At 58.4% G+C, this 17794-nt stretch carries 18 protein-coding genes; 8 read left to right on the forward strand and 10 right to left on the reverse strand.

Annotation, left to right across the window (positions count from 1 at the left end):
- Positions 1-3066 carry a helicase-related protein gene (locus tag N2599_RS17320; protein WP_027512077.1) on the reverse strand — a complete coding sequence of 1022 codons (3066 nt, stop codon included), beginning with the start codon at positions 3064-3066 and terminating at the stop codon, positions 1-3.
- A gap of 774 nt (positions 3067-3840) precedes the next feature.
- Between N2599_RS17320 and N2599_RS17325 the strand changes: the two genes are divergently transcribed.
- The gene (locus tag N2599_RS17325; protein ID WP_022717477.1) at positions 3841-3996 is read left to right on the forward strand and encodes a DUF3309 family protein; all 156 of its coding nucleotides are present in this window, start codon (positions 3841-3843) and stop codon (positions 3994-3996) included.
- Positions 3997-4024: 28 nt separating this feature from the next.
- The gene (locus N2599_RS17330; protein ID WP_027512076.1) at positions 4025-4291 is read left to right on the forward strand and encodes a YMGG-like glycine zipper-containing protein; all 267 of its coding nucleotides are present in this window, start codon (positions 4025-4027) and stop codon (positions 4289-4291) included.
- A gap of 323 nt (positions 4292-4614) precedes the next feature.
- Here the strand turns inward: N2599_RS17330 and N2599_RS17335 are convergent, their stop codons facing one another.
- Together N2599_RS17335 and N2599_RS17340 are read right to left on the reverse strand one after the other, a co-directional pair.
- Positions 4615-5340 carry a beta-ketoacyl-ACP reductase gene (locus tag N2599_RS17335; protein ID WP_027512075.1) on the reverse strand — a complete coding sequence of 242 codons (726 nt, stop codon included), beginning with the start codon at positions 5338-5340 and terminating at the stop codon, positions 4615-4617.
- 64 nt (positions 5341-5404) lie between these two features.
- Positions 5405-6586: an acetyl-CoA C-acetyltransferase gene (locus N2599_RS17340; protein ID WP_027512074.1), complete on the reverse strand. Its 1182-nt coding sequence runs from the start codon at positions 6584-6586 to the stop codon at positions 5405-5407.
- 237 nt (positions 6587-6823) lie between these two features.
- On the opposite strand from N2599_RS17340, the gene phaR reads away from it, so the two are divergent.
- Positions 6824-7396: a polyhydroxyalkanoate synthesis repressor PhaR gene (gene phaR, locus N2599_RS17345; RefSeq protein WP_027512073.1), complete on the forward strand. Its 573-nt coding sequence runs from the start codon at positions 6824-6826 to the stop codon at positions 7394-7396.
- 3 nt (positions 7397-7399) lie between these two features.
- Here the strand turns inward: phaR and N2599_RS17350 are convergent, their stop codons facing one another.
- The 4 genes from N2599_RS17350 to mtgA form a co-directional block, all read right to left on the reverse strand.
- Positions 7400-7807: a hypothetical protein gene (locus N2599_RS17350; protein ID WP_027512072.1), complete on the reverse strand. Its 408-nt coding sequence runs from the start codon at positions 7805-7807 to the stop codon at positions 7400-7402.
- Positions 7808-7953: 146 nt separating this feature from the next.
- Positions 7954-8139, reverse strand: a complete 186-nt coding sequence (rpmF, locus tag N2599_RS17355; protein WP_016556742.1) for a 50S ribosomal protein L32 — start codon at positions 8137-8139, stop codon at positions 7954-7956.
- Positions 8140-8295: 156 nt separating this feature from the next.
- On the reverse strand, positions 8296-8943 hold the full coding sequence (locus tag N2599_RS17360; protein ID WP_027512071.1) for a glutathione S-transferase family protein: 648 nt from the start codon (positions 8941-8943) through the stop codon (positions 8296-8298).
- Positions 8944-9017: 74 nt separating this feature from the next.
- Positions 9018-9764 carry a monofunctional biosynthetic peptidoglycan transglycosylase gene (gene mtgA, locus N2599_RS17365; RefSeq protein WP_027512070.1) on the reverse strand — a complete coding sequence of 249 codons (747 nt, stop codon included), beginning with the start codon at positions 9762-9764 and terminating at the stop codon, positions 9018-9020.
- 135 nt (positions 9765-9899) lie between these two features.
- Here mtgA and N2599_RS17370 point away from each other — a divergent pair, with 135 nt between their 5' ends.
- Positions 9900-10814: a polyprenyl synthetase family protein gene (locus N2599_RS17370; RefSeq protein ID WP_027512069.1), complete on the forward strand. Its 915-nt coding sequence runs from the start codon at positions 9900-9902 to the stop codon at positions 10812-10814.
- A 35-nt stretch (positions 10815-10849) separates the two neighbouring features.
- On the opposite strand, the gene ispG is transcribed toward N2599_RS17370, so the two are convergent.
- The 3 genes from ispG to N2599_RS17385 all read right to left on the reverse strand — a co-directional run bounded on the left by ispG (position 10850) and on the right by N2599_RS17385 (position 14225).
- Complete coding sequence (gene ispG, locus N2599_RS17375) at positions 10850-12100, reverse strand: flavodoxin-dependent (E)-4-hydroxy-3-methylbut-2-enyl-diphosphate synthase (protein WP_027512068.1); 1251 nt, start codon at positions 12098-12100, stop codon at positions 10850-10852.
- A gap of 94 nt (positions 12101-12194) precedes the next feature.
- Positions 12195-13388, reverse strand: a complete 1194-nt coding sequence (locus N2599_RS17380; protein WP_027512067.1) for an MFS transporter — start codon at positions 13386-13388, stop codon at positions 12195-12197.
- Positions 13389-13433: 45 nt separating this feature from the next.
- On the reverse strand, positions 13434-14225 hold the full coding sequence (locus tag N2599_RS17385) for a DeoR/GlpR family DNA-binding transcription regulator (RefSeq protein ID WP_037142979.1): 792 nt from the start codon (positions 14223-14225) through the stop codon (positions 13434-13436).
- 242 nt (positions 14226-14467) lie between these two features.
- Between N2599_RS17385 and N2599_RS17390 the strand changes: the two genes are divergently transcribed.
- The 4 genes from N2599_RS17390 to N2599_RS17405 all read left to right on the forward strand — a co-directional run bounded on the left by N2599_RS17390 (position 14468) and on the right by N2599_RS17405 (position 17723).
- Positions 14468-15241: an amino acid ABC transporter substrate-binding protein gene (locus tag N2599_RS17390; protein ID WP_027512065.1), complete on the forward strand. Its 774-nt coding sequence runs from the start codon at positions 14468-14470 to the stop codon at positions 15239-15241.
- A 103-nt stretch (positions 15242-15344) separates the two neighbouring features.
- Positions 15345-16025, forward strand: a complete 681-nt coding sequence (locus tag N2599_RS17395; protein ID WP_027512064.1) for an amino acid ABC transporter permease — start codon at positions 15345-15347, stop codon at positions 16023-16025.
- Positions 16022-16783 carry an amino acid ABC transporter ATP-binding protein gene (locus N2599_RS17400; protein ID WP_027512063.1) on the forward strand — a complete coding sequence of 254 codons (762 nt, stop codon included), beginning with the start codon at positions 16022-16024 and terminating at the stop codon, positions 16781-16783. The genes N2599_RS17395 and N2599_RS17400 overlap by 4 nt, the downstream gene beginning before the upstream one ends.
- An 82-nt stretch (positions 16784-16865) precedes the next feature.
- Positions 16866-17723: a class I SAM-dependent methyltransferase gene (locus tag N2599_RS17405; RefSeq protein ID WP_027512062.1), complete on the forward strand. Its 858-nt coding sequence runs from the start codon at positions 16866-16868 to the stop codon at positions 17721-17723.
- Positions 17724-17794 lie beyond the last annotated feature (71 nt).

A 17794-nucleotide genomic window follows, 5' to 3' on the forward strand; every position in this document is an offset into this window, starting at 1 on the left:
CTACTTCTTCATCTGCTCCTTCAAGGCAGCGAGCTTTGCGAAAGGAGAATCCGGGTCGATCGGCTTTTCCTTGCGCGGCGGCTTTGCCTCGAAGCGCAGCGGCTGTGCGCCGTTGCGATTGTTGTTGCGATCCTTGCGGTCGCCGCGATCCTGACGATCACCCCGCTTCTCGTTGCGATCGCCACGGCCCTGGTGCGGCTTGCTGCCGTCGCGGTCCCGTTCCTGGCGTTTACCGTCACGGCCTTCGCCACGATTGCCTTCTGCGCCTTCGCCCCCGCCGTGACGGCGGGTGCCATGCTGCTGACGGTCACCGCTGCGGCGTTCGCCTTGACCACGTGCTTGGCGATGGTTGTCGTTGCGCCCGCCAAGACGCCACAGAAGGACAGGTTTCTGTTCGACAGGCTCCACGGCTTCAGCAGGTTCAGCCGCGGATGAGTCGGCAGTAGCGGCCTCGACAGCAGGCTTGTCTTCTGTAGCCGGCCCATCGGAAGCAGCTTCTTCCGATGTGCTGTCGGCATCGTCATGATCTGCCTTCTCGGCCGCTTCGTCCACCGGGATCTCCGCTGCCGGGGCGGCGGAAGTGTCTTGAGCAGCAAGATGAGCTGCCGCCTCCTCGGCCGTCACGGCATCGGCGCGATAACCGAGGCCCTTGAGAATCTCTTCCATATCCTCCAGCGTCGCGCCGAGAATCGAAAGCATCGCGGTGGTCGTCGTGAAGCGGCGGCCATCATAAGCTCCTTCCGGCCGATTCACCTGACCCGGCCTCCACTGCAGCAATGGACGGATGATATCCGCAAGCCGCTCGAGAATATCGATGCGAACGGCACGTTTGCCGAGAAAACGGAAGCCGGCAAGCTTATAGAACATGCGCTCGAAGCCCGGGTCGGTCACGACGGACGTGCGGCCGGCAGCCAGCACCGGAATGAGGTCGCCATAGCCCGGTTTTTCGAGGCCGTCATTTTTCAAGGCCCAGAGCAGCGTGATGAGTTCAGCCGGAGCCGGCTTCAAAAGCGCGGGCACGAAAATGTGGTAGGCGCCGAAGCGAACACCATAACGGCGCATGGAAGCACGCGCGTCCTGATCCAGCGACTTCACCTCTTCCGTCACGTCGCGGCGAAAGAGGACGCCGAGATTTTCGACGAGCTGGAAGGCAAGGCCCTTGGCCAAGCCTTGCAGGTCTTCGGCACGCGAAAGATCATCGAGCGGCTTCAGGATCGTGCTGATGTGGTGATTGACGAAGCGCTCGACGCGGGCTGCAACGTGATCGCGCGCATTGCCCGTCAGTTGTTCGTCGGCAAGCAGGATGACGCGAGGACGCATGATGTGTTCGCTGCCCGCAAGGCGCGCAACCGGATCGCCGAGCCAGCGGATAAGGCCGTCGGCGCTGATCGCCAGATCGCTGTTGCCTGCAGCATGGAGGCGCGCGGCGCGCGCCTCGAATTCCAGGGCAAGCGCCTTTTGCGATGCGGTCTGGATCGCCTTGCCGTCCGGTCCGTCCGCACCCGAAAGGGGCGTGAACCGGAATCCGGACAATTGCCCCACATGATGTCCTTCAACAAAGACATCGCCATTCACACTGATTTCAGCTTCCAGCATCGCATTCTCTCTCAGGCGCTTCATGAGCACAGATGTCCTGCGATCAACAAAGCGTTTCGTCAACCTTTCATGTAACGCATCGGACAATCGATCCTCGATTTCCCGCGTCTTTTCCTGCCAGTGTGTCGGATCGGCAAGCCAATCGGGTCGATTCGACACATAAGTCCACGTTCTTATCTGCGCGATTCGCGCCGAAAGCGTGTCAATTTCGCCATCCGTCCGATCCGCTCGATGCACCTGCTCTGCGAGAAACTGCTCGTTCACCGTGCCATGGCGCACAAGATCGGAAAAGAGCGTCGAGATCAGGTCGGCATGCTGTGCCGGCGCGATACGCCGGTAGTCGGGCAGTGCGCAAATTTCCCAAAGCTTCTCCACGCGCTGCGGATTTGTAGCCAGATCAATAATTTCCCGATAGCGCGCCAGATGTTCGAGCGCTTGCTGGTCAACGGCGGGCAGGGCTCGCGTTAAACCTTGGGCGGTCGGAGGAGTTTCGAGGCTCGCCCGCAATGATTGTATTGAGGAGAAATCAAGCTCCTTCGTCCGCCACTGCAAAACTTTGACACTATCGAATTCGTGGGCCTCGATCCTCTCCGCCAATTCCTCGTCGAACGGATGCACCTGGCCCGTCACTCCGAATGTGCCGTCACGGACATGACGGCCAGCACGTCCCGCGACCTGAGCGAGTTCGGCAGGATTGAGATTACGGAACTGATACCCGTCGAACTTGCGGTCCTGCGCGAAAGCCACGTGATCGACATCGAGATTCAGGCCCATGCCGATCGCATCGGTTGCGACGAGATATTCGACATCGCCGGCCTGGTAGAGCGCGACTTGAGAATTTCGGGTGCGGGGGCTGAGAGCGCCGAGAACGACCGCGGCACCCCCTCGCTGACGACGGATCAGCTCTGCAACGGCGTAGACCTCATCTGCCGAAAAGGCGACGATAGCCGACCGTTGCGGAAGACGGGTGATCTTCTTTTGGCCCGAGTAGAAAAGTTGCGAAAGCCGCGGCCTTTCGACGACCGTGATGCCAGGCAGGAGCTGCTGTAGGATCGGCCGCATCGTGTCGGCCCCCAGAAGCAGCGTTTCGTCGCGTCCGCGCAGATGCAGAATACGGTCGGTGAAGATGTGGCCGCGCTCGAGGTCGCCTGCAAGCTGAACCTCGTCAATCGCGACAAATGCGGCCTTTGTTTCGCGCGGCATGGCTTCGACCGTGCAAACGGAAAAGCGCGCATTCGCCGGTGAGATCTTCTCCTCGCCGGTCACAAGCGCAACGTTCTGCACTCCCACCTTTTCGACAACGCGCGTATAGACCTCACGTGCCAGCAGACGCAGTGGCAGGCCGATTACGCCGGTGCCGTGCGCTACCATGCGCTCGATGGCGTAATGGGTCTTGCCTGTATTGGTCGGCCCGAGCACCGCGGTCACGCCGCGCCCGCTCAATATCATCGGCTGCGATGTCAGTGTCATTGTCCGTGCAAGTGAGGCGGGGAGCCTTAAGGTCAAGTGCGCTTCGTTCCCGAAGCAGACAACACATGGACAGCCATCCGGCCAAACGCAAGAGCCGGGCTTCAAAATGAGCTGCAAACTCGATTCAAAAAATGTCGCTAAATGGTTGTTTTAAGATTCGGAACAGCGTGAGAACGAATCAGCGACGAATCGGTGACTCGCGGTGATTCAGCTTTTGTTCACGGCTAAGTATTGGTTTTGAATCGATTTTTCCTACTAGATGCTGAATCGCCATCGGACGCGGCAAGAGCTGGAGCGTCACGCGGTTAACATTTCTTACCGAACAGAGAATATCACCCAGAAGCGGTTGGAAAAACTGCCGGGAAATAACGCTTCCGTGGAATTCGGAACGACTCGGCGGCGAATCGCGGAGGCAACTCTGGTGTCTGTTTCGGAAGCCGGATTCATATTTGATTAACGCCTGCGCCCGGCTCTATTAACGCTTCGACCAAAGACGGAACGAATCGCCGACGAATCAGCGACATCGGGATTTTCCCGGTTCGTTCACCGCAACATGTTGTACATGAATGCAATTTTAACCATAAAACAATTGCAAGATTCTGGTCGCGCGGCACTTCTGATCGCAGCCCTATTAAGGATTTTTAGGTTTCTTGATCGCCCGGTTCAAGCAGAAACCAGCGCCCTTCGCACCGTGCGGAGTTTAGCCGGGAACAAAAATCGCGGATGCGTGTTTATTGTCCATTCGGACTCACAATGAGTTGAAGGAACCGGAACATGCTCGGAACGATACTTCTCATTATCCTTATTTTGCTTTTGATTGGTGCCCTACCGAATTGGGGATATAGCCGTGGTTGGGGCTATGGACCTTCCGGCGGTTTAGGGCTAGTCCTCATCATCATTATTATTCTTGTCCTAATGGGCCGGATATAGCGGCTTGGTAACATAGGGAGTGAAGTTCATGATGAAAAAAATTGCAATTGTTGCCGCCTTCGTAGGCGCGCTTGCCTCCTGCACACCGACCGAAAAAGGAACGGCAATTGGCGCCGGTACCGGCGCAATTATTGGCGGTGCTGTCTCCGACAGCTGGGGTGGCGCTGCAATCGGCGCCGTTGCTGGCGGTCTCGCTGGCGCCCTGATCGGCCAGTCGGTAGAGCGCCGCGGCTACTGCGTCTATCGCGATCGCTACGGCCGCCGCTACGAAGCACGCTGCCCACGCCGTTACTAAACATCGCCGTTTTGTATGCAAAACGGGCGCTTCGGCGTCCGTTTTTGTTTATGCGCATCGTCAATGGTATGTTGACGATCGGTCCCGAAATCCAAATCTACCGCGTTGCGGGAAACGGGCTCATATTTCCCTCATGAACACGGAACAGTACGCCGGGTATGAAAGGAATGCCTTATGGCCCAGATTGTCTTAAATTCCGCTGTCGCTATCCTTGTTGCGGCAGCATTTCTCACGACAGCTATCGCCGCGCTTCGCGATGCAGACAGACGGTTGCAAAGAGTGCCCGTCAAGGCAAAGACCAAGCATCCGCGTAGCAAGTAAGCTTAGACGAAGAATTGCCCACCGTTTGCCGAAAGTGTCGAGCCCGTGATAAAGCCGGCATCGTCGGAGACGAGGAAGGCAACGCAGCGCGCGACCTCCTCCGGCTCACCAAGGCGTCCGACCGGAATCTGGGGAATGATCCTCTCGTTGAGCACTTTCTCCGGAACGGCGAGAACCATTTCCGTGCCGATATAACCGGGGCAGACAGCGTTCACGGTGATGTTCTTCGCAGCCCCTTCCTGGGCGAGGGCCTTCGTAAAGCCGAGATCCCCCGCCTTGGCAGCCGAGTAATTCACCTGCCCCATCTGGCCCTTCTGGCCGTTGATGGAAGAGATGTTGACGATGCGTCCGAAGCTCCGATCGCGCATTCCGCCCCAGACATGGTGCGTCATGTTGAAGAGGCCCGTGAGGTTGGTATTGATCACCTCATGCCACTGCTGCGCCGTCATCTTGTGAAACATTGCGTCGCGTGTGATACCGGCATTGTTGACCAGCACCTCGACACCGCCAAGTTCCGCTTCCACCTTCGCGACACCCTCGCCGCAAGCGACATAATCGGACACGTCCCACTTGAAGACCGGAATGCCGGTCACGTCATGAAAGGCCCTCGCCTTCTCATCGTTGCCGGCGTAGTTGGCGGCGACCCTATAACCCGCATTCCTGAGCGCCATCGAAATCGCTGCACCGATACCGCGCGTGCCACCGGTGACCAAAGCCACTCTGCTCATGTTTCGCTCCCCTCGAGGCTATTTCGCCATTGATCAGGCGTTTTGAATCATCAATCGCATGCTATTATAATGCTTCGAAGCACATGGCGACGCCCATGCCTCCGCCGATGCAAAGCGTGGCAAGTCCTTTCTTTGCGCCACGCCGCTTCATTTCGAAAAGCAGCGTGTTGAGAATACGCGCCCCGGATGCGCCGATCGGATGGCCGATCGCGATTGCCCCGCCGTTAACATTGACGATGGCCGGATCCCAGCCGAGGTCCTTGTTCACGGCGCAGGCTTGGGCCGCAAAGGCCTCGTTCGCCTCGATCAGGTCGAGATCACCAACAGACCAGCCGGCTTTCTCGAGCGCTTTGCGCGACGCGGGAATCGGTCCGGTTCCCATGACCTGAGGATCGACGCCAGCCGTTGCCCAGGAAACGATGCGTGCCAGCGGTTGGATTCCGCGCCTTACGGCCTCTGCTTCCGTCATCAGTACTGCGGCTGCGGCTCCGTCATTGAGACCCGATGCGTTGGCAGCCGTCACTGTGCCCTCTTTGTCGAAAGCCGGACGAAGCTTCCCCATCGCATCGAGCGTTGCGCCGTGGCGGATATACTCGTCGGCATCCACCGTCACATCGCCCTTGCGTGTCTGGATGACGAAGGGAACGATCTCATCCTTGAAGCGGCCTTCCTTCTGGGCCGCTTCCGCCTTGTTCTGAGAGGAAACCGCGAACTGATCCTGATCGTCGCGGGAAAGTTGCCACTGGCGGGCGACGTTCTCGGCCGTGATGCCCATGTGATAGCCGTAAAAAGCGTCGATCAGGCCGTCCTTGATCATGGTGTCGACCATCTTCATGTCGCCCATCTTCGTACCGCCACGCAGATGCGCGGCATGCGGAGCCATCGACATGGATTCCTGGCCGCCGGCGACGATGATCTTCGCGTCCCCAAGCGCGATCTGTTGCATACCGAGCGCTACGGCGCGAAGGCCTGAGCCACAAAGCTGGTTGACACCCCAGGCCGTGGCCTCCTTTGGAACCCCCGCCTTCATGGCCGCCTGCCGAGCTGGGTTCTGCCCTTCGCCTGCTTGCAGCACCTGGCCGAGGATCACCTCGTCGACTTCCGCCGCCTCGACGCCTGCGCGTTCGAGCGCAGCTTTGAGGGCGGCAGACCCAAGCTCATGCGCTGGGACGGTTGCGAATGCACCATTGAAAGAGCCGACCGCTGTGCGGGCCGCGCTGGCGATGACGATGGACGAACTGCTCATAAAGGCCTCCTCGTTTCCTTCAGCATATATAAGCTGAAACTGGCAAAGGTTCAGCCCTAAGTCAAACGGCAAGACGATTGCGGCAATTTTTGCAGCCGCTGACGAAGATACGAATTATCCCTTCTATCAAAGGGGTTGCCGCATCGCACAAAGAGATTGTCACCAGGCTTCTTTTGCGTCTACAGTCTGTGGTGGAGGAATATCCATAACAATCAGACGGGGTTCAGGAGAACTGATATGGCGAAGAATGAGGGCCAAATAGTTATCAAGAAATACGCCAACCGCCGCCTCTATAATACAGGCACCAGCACCTATGTGACGCTGGAAGATCTGGCAGAGATGGTGAAGAAGGGTGAGGATTTTACGGTACAGGACGCAAAGAGCGGTGATGACATTACGCACTCCGTATTGACCCAGATCATTTTCGAGCAGGAATCAAAGACCGGGAACACGCTGCTGCCGATTTCCTTCCTGCGCCAACTCATCACCTATTACGGCGATCAGATGCAAATGGTCGTTCCAACTTTCCTCGAACATTCCATGCGTGCCTTTACCGAACAGCAGTCGCAGATGCGCGAACAAGTGACCCGCGCCTTCGGTGAATCGCCGCTCGGCAAGAACCTGCAGCTCCCGATGCAGATGGTCGAAGACCAGGTCCGCCGCAACACCGAGATGTTTCAGCAGGCCATGCAGATGTTCTCTCCTTTCATGACCCCTCCCGCCAAGGAAACGAAGAAGGCGGAGGCGAAGGATATCGATGAGTTGAAGGAGCAGCTGCGCGCCCTGCAGAATAAGCTCGACAATCTCTAAGGCTCAAAGCCCAATCGAAACATCGCGCCCGGCACTGCGGATCGAGACGGCAAATCCGCCGATCACGTCGATCAGTGCAATCGTCATCAAGATGAAGAAGACCTGTGTTGCTGCGTCCTGGACGAGAAGGAATTCGACCAGGAAGGCGATGAAGACCAGCATTGACAGCATGTGGTTGATCAGGCTGCCAGATCCATTGCTGGTGGCCTTCAGTATCTCGACGAACAGAATGACCAGCGCCACGACGATGAAGAGATCGCCAAGTGCCATGCTCCAGATCGCCCCGGAGATCATCGAAAGCACGATGATGTCATGCTGGAGCGCGGGAATGCCTCCGCCGCCCATCAAACCGGCAATCGTCATATTGTAAAGAATATACGGAATTACCATCAGCGGCATTACAGCGATCATGTCAGCATGTCCCCCTACTCGACGGGAATACTGCAGCAAATCACAGCGCCACTTCAAGGCATCAGAAATATAATAGTTCTCAAAACCGAAAAAGCCGGCGCTTAAAGCCGGCCTTTTCAATCCTGGCCATGCCAGAATTTGGAAACTTATGCGCTTTCCTTCGGCGTCAGAACCTGGCGGCCGCGATACATACCGGTCTTCAGATCGATATGGTGCGGGCGGCGCAGTTCGCCGGAGTTCTTGTCTTCCACGTAGGTCGCGGCCTTCAGTGCGTCTGCAGAACGGCGCATACCGCGCTTGGACGGGCTTGTTTTTCTCTTCGGTACAGCCATTTTACATACTCCAATTCACAGGCAACACATTCCCCGGCCAAGCTGGCGGCCGAAACGGACGTGTCGCGATTTCGGAAATTTCGCGCGCTTATACATGCCCTGAAGGTGGTTGACCAGTCCCAAAACGGATTTTTTGTGATTCTCGCGGATTGAAGATCAGACCTCGTCTTCCGGCACAATCCAGGGTTCGGCCCGGGCCGCTGTTTCCCACTTCTGCCAGGCAGGATGCGCCTTCATCGCCGACATATAACTCAACGTATCGCCGGCAGTCACAAGGTCATAGGTATCGAAGCGGTTGACAACCGGCGCAAACATTGCGTCGGCTGCCGAAAATCCGCCAAAGAGAAACGGTCCGCCCGAGCGGCCGCGCAAGTCGCGGAAAATGGTTTCGATCCGCAGGACGTCAGCCATCACGCCGTCCGCAAGTGCGATCTTGCCGCGAGCACGCCGGATATTCATCGGACAAGCGCCTCTGAGCGCTCGGAAACCCGAAAGCATCTCCATCGAGACCGAACGCGCCACCGCGCGCTGTGCGCGATCCTTGGGCCAAAGCCCCGCCTCGGGATAGAGCTCGGAGACGTAGTCGATGATCGAGAGCGATTCCCATACCCGCAGGCTGCCATGGAATAGAACCGGCACTCTGCCCGTGGGAGAGATCTCCCTGATGCGCGGATTGCCTGCGGGAAAATCAAAGGGGATCAGAATTTCTTCGAACGGAATGCCCGTTGCTTCCATCGCTATCCATGGCCGGAACGACCATGAGGAGTAGTTCTTGTTTCCGATATAGAGGGTAAGGCTATCCATGAAGCATCCGCAAATTGATTTCGAGGCCGAATTTAGCGGCGCCCGGCTAAAGCGACCAATGAATAATTCATGCCTCAATCATAAAGGCATCTGATGTAATCGCCGGAACCTTGAGCCCGGCGCTCGATGACCGAGGCAAGCGTGCGAAGGCCGCGACGGGGCTTTCCGGCGTTCCGGTCGATCGGGTTCGGAAGAGAAACGGCCAAAAGCGCTGCTTGGCGTCGCGAGAGCTTGGAAGCCGGTACCTTGAAATGATAGCGTGCTGCCGCCTCGATGCCATAGATACCCGGGCCCCATTCGGCGATGTTGAGATAGATCTCCATCAACCGGCGCTTTGTCCAGACGAAGTCAGAGGTAACCGCGAGCGGCAGCTCGAGCGCCTTGCGCACAAAGGAACGGCCGTTCCAAAGAAACAGGTTTTTGGCAGTCTGCATGGGTATGGTGCTGCCGCCGCGGGTCGATTCACCGTCGAGCGTGTCTAGGACCAGCATGCGCATTTCCCCCCAGTCGACACCACCGTGGAAACAGTATTGGCCGTCCTCGGACATCATCACCGACCGGACAAGAACCGGCGAGACGTCGTCCAGGGACACCCATTGCCGGTCATAGCCACGCAGAAGCAGGAGATCGCGCAGCATCAGTGTCGAGACGGGATGAATAAAGGGAATGAGATAAATAAAGATCAGCACATAAGGCAGGATCAGAAGTCCGGCGATTGCAAGGACGATGCGCATCATCATCGGCTGGCTTCGCAGCCAAGCGAATAAACGGCGATGAGCCGGCATCGCAATGCTGTCCTCTCTCTCCGGCGCTATGTCCAATATATAAGCCCAATACCTGTTCCCTGCGTTCTCATACCGTTTGCCGGTTCGGAAGGCCAGTGCACAGACGAAATCTTGCCGTGACCATCGACAATTCCGTTGCAACTGCGCCGCCGCTCGTGCCAAAGAGCGCGCATGAACGCGAGCCCCGCAGCCTTCGAAGCACGTTTGAAGACCAACGCCCGAGAGATCGAGACGTTGCTGGACGCGCTGCTTTCCAAAGGCATGCGAGAGGATGAAATAGCCCGGCCCGAAATCCTGAGGACGGCAATGCACTATGCCGTGTTGAACGGCGGCAAGCGGCTTCGCCCGTTTCTCGTCGTGGAGAGCGCGCTGCTCTTAGGCGGAGATAAAGGGGCGGCCTTGAGAGTGGGTGCGGCACTTGAATGCATTCACTGCTATTCGCTCGTCCATGACGATCTTCCGGCGATGGACGACGACGATCTGCGCCGCGGCAAACCGACGGTGCATATCGCCTTCGACGAGGCGACCGCGATCCTCGCAGGCGACAGCCTTCTGACCTATGCCTTCGACATTATCGCTGCCGACGAGACGAAACTTCCCGACCAAAGCAAGGTGGCGCTGATCCTTGCGCTTGCGCGCAGCGCTGGTCTGGGCGGAATGGCTGGCGGACAGGCACTCGACCTCGCCGCGGAAGAAAATACGCCGGATGAATATGGTATCGTCACATTGCAGTCTATGAAGACGGGAGCGTTGATCCGCTTTGCTTGCGAAGCGGGTGCGCTCATCGCCGGCGCTTCGACTGATGACCGCAAACGCCTGCGCGCGTTCGGCGAAAAGATCGGCCTTGCCTTCCAGCTCGCCGACGATCTTCTGGATGTTACATCCGACGCCACGACCATGGGTAAGGCAACTGGCAAGGACATAAGCCGCGGCAAAGGCACGCTCGTCGCTCTCCGTGGTATCGAATGGGCGGAAGCTGAGCTTCGGCGGCACGTCGAGGATGCCACACAGCTTCTGGCGCCTTACGGCGATGCCGCTGCGACGCTCGCCGCCACCGCGCATTTTGTTGCCGACCGCAAGAACTGACACAAGCTGGCGTCTCTTGGCGTCAGCGGCTGAACCTATTCAGCGGCAGTCTTCTGGCCGAAACGCTTCTCTATGTAATCGGCAACAAGCGTCTCGAAATCCGAAGCAATGTTCGGCCCACGCAACGTCAGCGCCTTCTTGCCGTCGATGAAGACGGGAGCAGCCGGCGTCTCGCCGGTGCCAGGCAGCGAAATGCCGATATCAGCATGCTTGCTTTCGCCCGGACCGTTGACGATGCAGCCCATGACTGCGACGTTGAGCGCTTCTACGCCAGGATATTTCTCACGCCAGACCGGCATGTTCTTTCGGAGGTCGTTCTGGATATTCTGCGCCAGCTCCTGGAAAACCGTCGACGTCGTGCGGCCGCAACCCGGACAGGCGGCGACCACCGGCACGAACTGCCGGAAGCCCATGACCTGCAGCAGTTCCTGTGCTACCTGCACTTCACGTGTACGATCGCCATTCGGCTCAGGCGTCAGCGAAACGCGGATCGTATCGCCGATGCCGTGCTGCAGAACATAGGCCATGGCCGCCGACGAAGCGACGATGCCCTTAGTGCCCATTCCCGCTTCGGTGAGTCCCAGATGCAGCGCGTGGTTGGAGCGGTCGGCAAGCATGGAATAGACAGCGATTAGGTCCTGGACCTGGCTGACTTTGGCCGACAGGATGATGCGGTTGCGTGGCAGGCCGATCTCTTCGGCAAGGTTGGCCGAGATCAGCGCCGATTGCACGATCGCCTCCCGCGTCACCTGACGTGCTGAAAGCGGCGAGCCCGCCTCGGCGTTCTTGTCCATCAGTGCCGTCAGCAGATCCTGGTCGAGCGAACCCCAGTTGACGCCGATACGCACGGGCTTGTCATAGCGGACCGCCGTCTCGATGATTTCGGCGAACTGCTTGTCCTTCTTATCCTTGAAGCCGACATTGCCGGGATTGATCCGGTATTTCGCCAGCGCTTCGGCACAGGCCGGATGATCGGCAAGCAGCTTGTGGCCGATATAGTGGAAGTCGCCGACAAGCGGCACATCCATGCCAAGGCGCAGCAATCGCTCGCGAATCTTCGGAACGGCAGCAGCACTCTCGTCACGATCGACGGTGATTCGCACGAGCTCGGAGCCTGCTTTGAAGAGGGCTCCAACCTGCGCGACAGTCGAATCGATATCCGCGGTATCCGTATTCGTCATCGACTGTACGACGACCGGTGCACCGCCGCCGACGACGACACCGCCCACGTCGACCGCGACGGAAGCGCGGCGCGGTTTCGGATCAAAATCGGTAGCTAAAGACATGGATCGCGCTCTTGAACCCTTGAATTTGTGCCTTTCAGGTGGATCATACCCGCTTTCTTGTCAACGCCCAAAGCATCACTTTCGCTTGGCAGCCCTAGTGGCTGCCGCCGGAGATGCCGTCTGCGTAGCGTGCAAGCTTCGAAAAGATCAGCACCACCAGCAGCAACACCGGCAGTGCCATGAAAACGGCGCTAAAGCCGACATGCTCGGCAGCGAAGCCGATTGCAGAAGGCGCGACCAGCATGCCGGAATAGCCCAGGGTCGTGACGACCGAAAGGCCGATCCCGGCCTTCAGGTCAGGGATATTGCCTGCGGCGGAAAAGGCGATCGGCACCATGTTCGAAATACCGATGCCGCAGAACGCGAAGCCGACGATGGCGAGTTCGGCATTCGGCGCCAGGGCTGCGATCAGCATGCCGGCGATGGCAAACAGGGTGCAGATTCGCAGCGTCCTGACGCCACCGAGCCTGTCGCGCACCAGATCGCCGGCGAAACGCATGATTGCCATGGTCAGCGAAAAGGCCGCGAAACCAAAACCGGAAAGAGCCACGGATGCATTCATTTCCTGGCGGAGATAGAGCGCACCCCAGTCCAGCACCGCACCTTCCGGAACCATCGAAAAGAGCGCCATCAACCCGAGCAGCCATGGCAGAGGCGTCATCGGCAGACGTGCCTTCTCTTTCTTCTCGTCCGGATGCGGCGGATCGGCAAGGATCATCGGCCAGGCGATCACGAGGAAAATCGACGCGAACACTGTGGCGAGCTCGGCATGGCCGAGGACGCCGAGCTTGGCGATAACGAAGCCGCCGAGGCCCGCACCGATCAACCCGCCGAGGCTCCAGAAGGCATGGCAGGACGACATGATCGCCCGCCGCATCGATTTCTCGACGGCGACTGCGTTGGCGTTCATCGCAACGTCCATCGCACCAATGAACCCGCCAAACAGGAAGAGCGCGATTGCGCCGGTAACTACATTCGGTGCCAGCGTCAGGGCCAGAAGAATTGGCAGCAGGCAGATCGCAGTTGCCCGCGACACCACGCGCGAGCCGTGCCTGGCGATCTGCGCGCCGGCAATCGGCATCAGTGTCAAAGATCCAACGCCGAACACCAGGATCATCAGCCCAAGCTCGAATTTTGTCAGTTCCAGCCGCTCCGCAAAATCCGGAATCTTCGGCGCCCAGCAACCGACGACAAAGCCGTTCATCAGGAACAGCAGCGACACCGCCACCCTGCTCTTCGGCAGGAAGCCGCGCCGAACTCCGTACGCTATATTCGTCGAATTATCCATTTTATTACCGTCTTCCTCCTGCCGCCTACGCTACGAGTCGGCTCCTCATCTCAATTCATCGAGCCTTCCGGCCTTGACGGTCCGGCAACCCCGCTCACGGTAGGCTGCAAGCAGTGCCTCATCGGCATCGTGCTCGACCACAAGGCATTCGCAATGCGCAACCGGCAAAACGCTGTGCGGCGCCGCTGTCCCAAATTTTTCCGAAGTCACCGCAACCAGAACCTTCCGGCTCCTTGATGTCGCAAACCGCTTGAACTCCGCATCCTCGAAACCGAAGGTCGTGACACCTGCTTCCAGATCGATGCCGCAGGCGCCGAGAATGCAAAGATCGGGCGAGAGCTGCTCCATATCCCGCATCGCCTTGGCGCCGAGCGCGCCGCCCACCTGCCGGTCGACCATACCGCCGATCACGATGACGTCGACACCGCCGTTGTCCATCAGCGCCGCGGCGATCGCCGGAGCATTCGTTGCAGCCGTCAGTCTCATGTCTGATGGAAGTGCATTGGCAATCGCAAGATTGGTGCTCCCGGCATCGAAGAATACCGTCGACCCGGGCGCAATCTGCGAGACGGCGGCCTGCGCCAGCAGTTCTTTGCGATCAAGGGCAATATCCATTCGCTGCTTGAGGCTGCCGCCCGCCGGCGAAATCGGCAGCGCACCACCATAGACCCGCTCGCAAAGCCCAGCAGCCGCCATCTCGCGCAGATCCCGGCGGATCGTGTCTTCTGAGACCCTGAATTCCAGAGCGAGTTCAGCTGCAAGCACGCGGCCGTTTGCTTGAAGCTTGCCCGATATGATGTTCTGCCGCTCCCTCAACAGCATCTCTGTCGTGTTCATGCCTGTTTAGCTCACAAGTTGGCATTAATTTCTAAGAACGTGCATAAACGTATATCAACGTGCACACAATAGGCATCGGACGCACGTTTTCTGACGCCTTGAAACAGGCCGCGTCAAAAGCCAGACAAATGAGAAAAATATTCGCAGTTGCCCAATTTCTTTGCAGTTTTCTACGCTTCGCGACGCCCTATTTTCTGCGATCTATCTCTCATTGAATTCCTCCCACATTGGACCTGCAAAACATGAAGCTCCTCAAGACCATCGCCGCAGCAGCCCTTATCTCAGCCGCTGCTTTCGTCTCCGCCCAGGCCGGCGAAAATCTCAACGCCATCAAGTCGGCAGGCGTTTTCAAGATCGGCACGGAAGGCACCTACGCGCCTTTCACCTATCATGATGAAAGCAACAAGCTCGTGGGCTTCGACGTCGAGATCGGCGAAGCGATTGCCGCCAAGCTCGGCGTCAGGGCTGAGTTCGTTGAAGGCAAGTGGGACGGCCTGATCGCCGGCCTCGATGCCAAGCGCTACGATACCGTCATCAACCAGGTCGGCATCACCGAAGCCCGCAAGCAGAAGTACGACTTCTCCGAGCCCTATATCGCATCCAAGGCCGTGCTCATCGCCCGCGCAGACGACGACAGCATCAAGAGCTTTGCGGACCTGAAGGGCAAGAAAGCTGCCCAGTCGTTGACGAGCAACTTCGGCAAGCTCGCCGAGCAATCCGGCGCAGAACTCGTCGGCACCGAAGGTTTCGACCAGTCTATCCAGCTCGTGCTGACCGGCCGCGCCGATGCGACGATCAACGACAGCCTCTCTTTTCTGGATTTCAAGAAGCACAAGCCGGACGCAAATGTGAAGATTGCAGCCGAGCAGGAAAACGCCGACTACTCCGGCATCATCATCCGCAAGGGAGAGCCGGAACTGCTCGAGGCGATCAACAAGGCACTGGCAGACATCAAGACCGACGGCACCTATAAGAAGATCGCCGATAAATATTTTGGCCAAGACGTCTCGAAGTAAGCGCTCCAGAGGAGCGGTTTCCTGCCGCCGGCACATCCTCTATATCTGCTGAAGAGCGTCCAGCGAAATCCCGCTGGACGCCCTTTTATCAAGGAACACACCCGTGCCGCACTGGCTTCAACTGATGGCGGAATCACTCCCCACCCTTTTGTGGGCCGGACTGATCTTCACCATACCGCTGACCCTGCTCTCCTTCGTCTTCGGCCTGGCGCTCGGGCTGGTGACTGCCGTGGCTCGCCTCTTTGGCCCGGCTCCGGTTGCTTCGATCGCGCGGTTCTACGTCTGGGTGATCCGTGGCACGCCGCTGCTCGTGCAGCTCTTCGTCATTTTCTACGGCCTCCCGAGCGTCGGCATTCTGCTTGACGCCTTTCCGGCGGCTCTGATCGGCTTCACGCTGAATATCGGTGCTTACAGTTCTGAAATCATCCGGGCCGTCATCTCCTCCGTTTCGAAGGGACAATGGGAAGCTGCCTATTCGATCGGCATGACTTGGCGGCAGGCAATGAGCCGCACGATTCTGCCGCAGGCCGGCCGCGTTGCCGTGCCGCCGCTCTCGAACACCTTCATTTCATTGGTGAAAGATACCTCGCTAGCAGCAGCAATCACCGTGCCCGAACTTTTCCAGGCTGCACAGCGCGTCGTTGCGACAACCTATGAGCCGCTGATCCTTTATATCGAGGCGGCGCTGATCTACCTTGTGCTGAGCTCTGTTCTCTCAGCGCTGCAGGTGCGCCTCGAGCGCCGCTTCGCGCGCTACGGCGGCATGCTGGAGACAAATGCATGATCGAGCTTTCCAACATCGAGAAACGTTTCGGCGATGCCATCATCCTCAGGGATATCAGCATCCGCATTCCGGAAGGCAGCGTCACGGCCCTCGTAGGTCCCTCCGGCGGCGGCAAGAGTACGCTTCTCCGTTGCATCAACCTGCTTGAGATCCCGACAACGGGATCCATCAGGATCGGCAAAGAGAAGCTGGATTTTGTACCCGGCAGGAAAACGGGCTGGCCATCAATCCAGAAGATTCGCCGCCAGACGGGGATGGTCTTCCAGAATTTCCAGCTCTTCCCGCATCAAACCGCGATCGAAAACGTCATGGAAGGTCTGGTGACGGTGCTGAAGTGGCCGAAGGAAAGGGCCCATGCCCGCGCCATGGAACTGCTGACCAAGGTAGGAATGGCGCATAAGGCCGATGCGTGGCCTTCGACGCTCTCCGGCGGCCAGCAGCAGCGTGTCGCAATCGCCCGTGCATTGGCCCCCTCGCCACGCGTCTTGCTCTGCGACGAGCCGACCTCGGCGCTCGATCCCGAACTTTCGGCGGAAGTCGTCGATGTTCTTGCAAAGCTGGCCAGCGAAGGCACGACCATGGTCATCGCAACGCATGACTTGCGGCTCGCCTCAAAAATCGCCCACAACGTCGTGTTCCTAGAAGCAGGAAACGTCGTCGAAACCGGCACGGCGAAGGCCATCTTCACCGCGCCAGAGCGTGAGCGTACCAAGCGCTTCATTTCGACGATCAACGCCGCACATACTTACGAAATCTAGTGGTGAAGACTCACGCTACTTGAATAATATGCACATCACGGGCGAAAAAGGTCTGAGTGGTCAGTGCCTTTGGGAGGACGCGATGACAGTTCCCACACTGGATCGTGTGTTTGGTCGTGTGGCATTCGGGGCCGAACCGTCCAACTATCATGCTGCCCGTCCGCGCTATCCTGAAGAAACATGGCAGCTGTTGCGCGAACGCTCTAACCTTGGACCCGGCATTGATATTTTGGAGATCGGCGCTGGTACTGGCCTTGCAACGGCAGAATTGCTGGCGCACAAGCCGCGGCGGTTGGCAGCGGTTGAACCTGACATGCGGCTGGCGGACTTCCTGCGAACCTCGTTTGCGGACGACTGCCTGCAGGTGCTCGCGCTGCCTTTTGAAGACGCAAACCCGGAGCCTGCCTCGTTCGACTTGGTTGCCAGTGCGACGGCTTTTCACTGGCTGGAAGCTACGCCTGCTCTGAGACGTATTCATGAATTGCTGCGACCGGGCGGCGCGGTCGCCCTTTGGTGGAACGTTTTTGGCGATGTAAGTCGGCCCGATCCCTTTCATGATGCCACCAAACATTTGTTCGTTGGCCATCGTGCGAGCCCGTCAGCGGGTGGGGCCGACAGTTCTCCTTATGCGCTTGATACGGATGCACGAATTGAGGAGATGACGGATGCTGGGTTCGTACCCGATCCTCCTGAATTTATCCGCTGGACATTGAGGCTTGATGCGTCTGGCGTGCGTAGCCTCTATGCCACGTACTCTAATATTTCCGCCCTTGCGCCAACAGAGCGCGCCCATCTGCTCGATGCTTTGACCGAAATTGCAATAGGGCAGTTTGCGGGCCGCGTAGATCGCAACATGACAACTGCAATATATACCGCCCGACGCGCGCAGCTCCAGCCAAGCGCTGCCGGCTTGGGACGCATTTCCGGGTTGAAAAGATAGGACTTCGTGCGCGATCCAGCTCCGACAGCTCAAACGCTTGTCCGATTGAAGGCCTCGAAAATGGTTTTTCG

It is taken from the genome of Rhizobium sullae, assembly GCF_025200715.1.
Lineage (GTDB): Bacteria > Pseudomonadota > Alphaproteobacteria > Rhizobiales > Rhizobiaceae > Rhizobium > Rhizobium sullae.

Coding starts and splice junctions, on each gene's coding strand:
- N2599_RS17320 (WP_027512077.1), bottom strand. CDS start 3,066: ATGACACTGACATCGCAGCCGATGATATTGAGCGGGCGCGGCGTGACC.
- N2599_RS17325 (WP_022717477.1), top strand. CDS start 3,841: ATGCTCGGAACGATACTTCTCATTATCCTTATTTTGCTTTTGATTGGT.
- N2599_RS17330 (WP_027512076.1), top strand. CDS start 4,025: ATGATGAAAAAAATTGCAATTGTTGCCGCCTTCGTAGGCGCGCTTGCC.
- N2599_RS17335 (WP_027512075.1), bottom strand. CDS start 5,340: ATGAGCAGAGTGGCTTTGGTCACCGGTGGCACGCGCGGTATCGGTGCA.
- N2599_RS17340 (WP_027512074.1), bottom strand. CDS start 6,586: ATGAGCAGTTCGTCCATCGTCATCGCCAGCGCGGCCCGCACAGCGGTC.
- phaR (WP_027512073.1), top strand. CDS start 6,824: ATGGCGAAGAATGAGGGCCAAATAGTTATCAAGAAATACGCCAACCGC.
- N2599_RS17350 (WP_027512072.1), bottom strand. CDS start 7,807: ATGATCGCTGTAATGCCGCTGATGGTAATTCCGTATATTCTTTACAAT.
- rpmF (WP_016556742.1), bottom strand. CDS start 8,139: ATGGCTGTACCGAAGAGAAAAACAAGCCCGTCCAAGCGCGGTATGCGC.
- N2599_RS17360 (WP_027512071.1), bottom strand. CDS start 8,943: ATGGATAGCCTTACCCTCTATATCGGAAACAAGAACTACTCCTCATGG.
- N2599_RS17370 (WP_027512069.1), top strand. CDS start 9,900: ATGAACGCGAGCCCCGCAGCCTTCGAAGCACGTTTGAAGACCAACGCC.
- ispG (WP_027512068.1), bottom strand. CDS start 12,100: ATGTCTTTAGCTACCGATTTTGATCCGAAACCGCGCCGCGCTTCCGTC.
- N2599_RS17380 (WP_027512067.1), bottom strand. CDS start 13,388: ATGGATAATTCGACGAATATAGCGTACGGAGTTCGGCGCGGCTTCCTG.
- N2599_RS17385 (WP_037142979.1), bottom strand. CDS start 14,225: ATGAACACGACAGAGATGCTGTTGAGGGAGCGGCAGAACATCATATCG.
- N2599_RS17390 (WP_027512065.1), top strand. CDS start 14,468: ATGAAGCTCCTCAAGACCATCGCCGCAGCAGCCCTTATCTCAGCCGCT.
- N2599_RS17400 (WP_027512063.1), top strand. CDS start 16,022: ATGATCGAGCTTTCCAACATCGAGAAACGTTTCGGCGATGCCATCATC.
- N2599_RS17405 (WP_027512062.1), top strand. CDS start 16,866: ATGACAGTTCCCACACTGGATCGTGTGTTTGGTCGTGTGGCATTCGGG.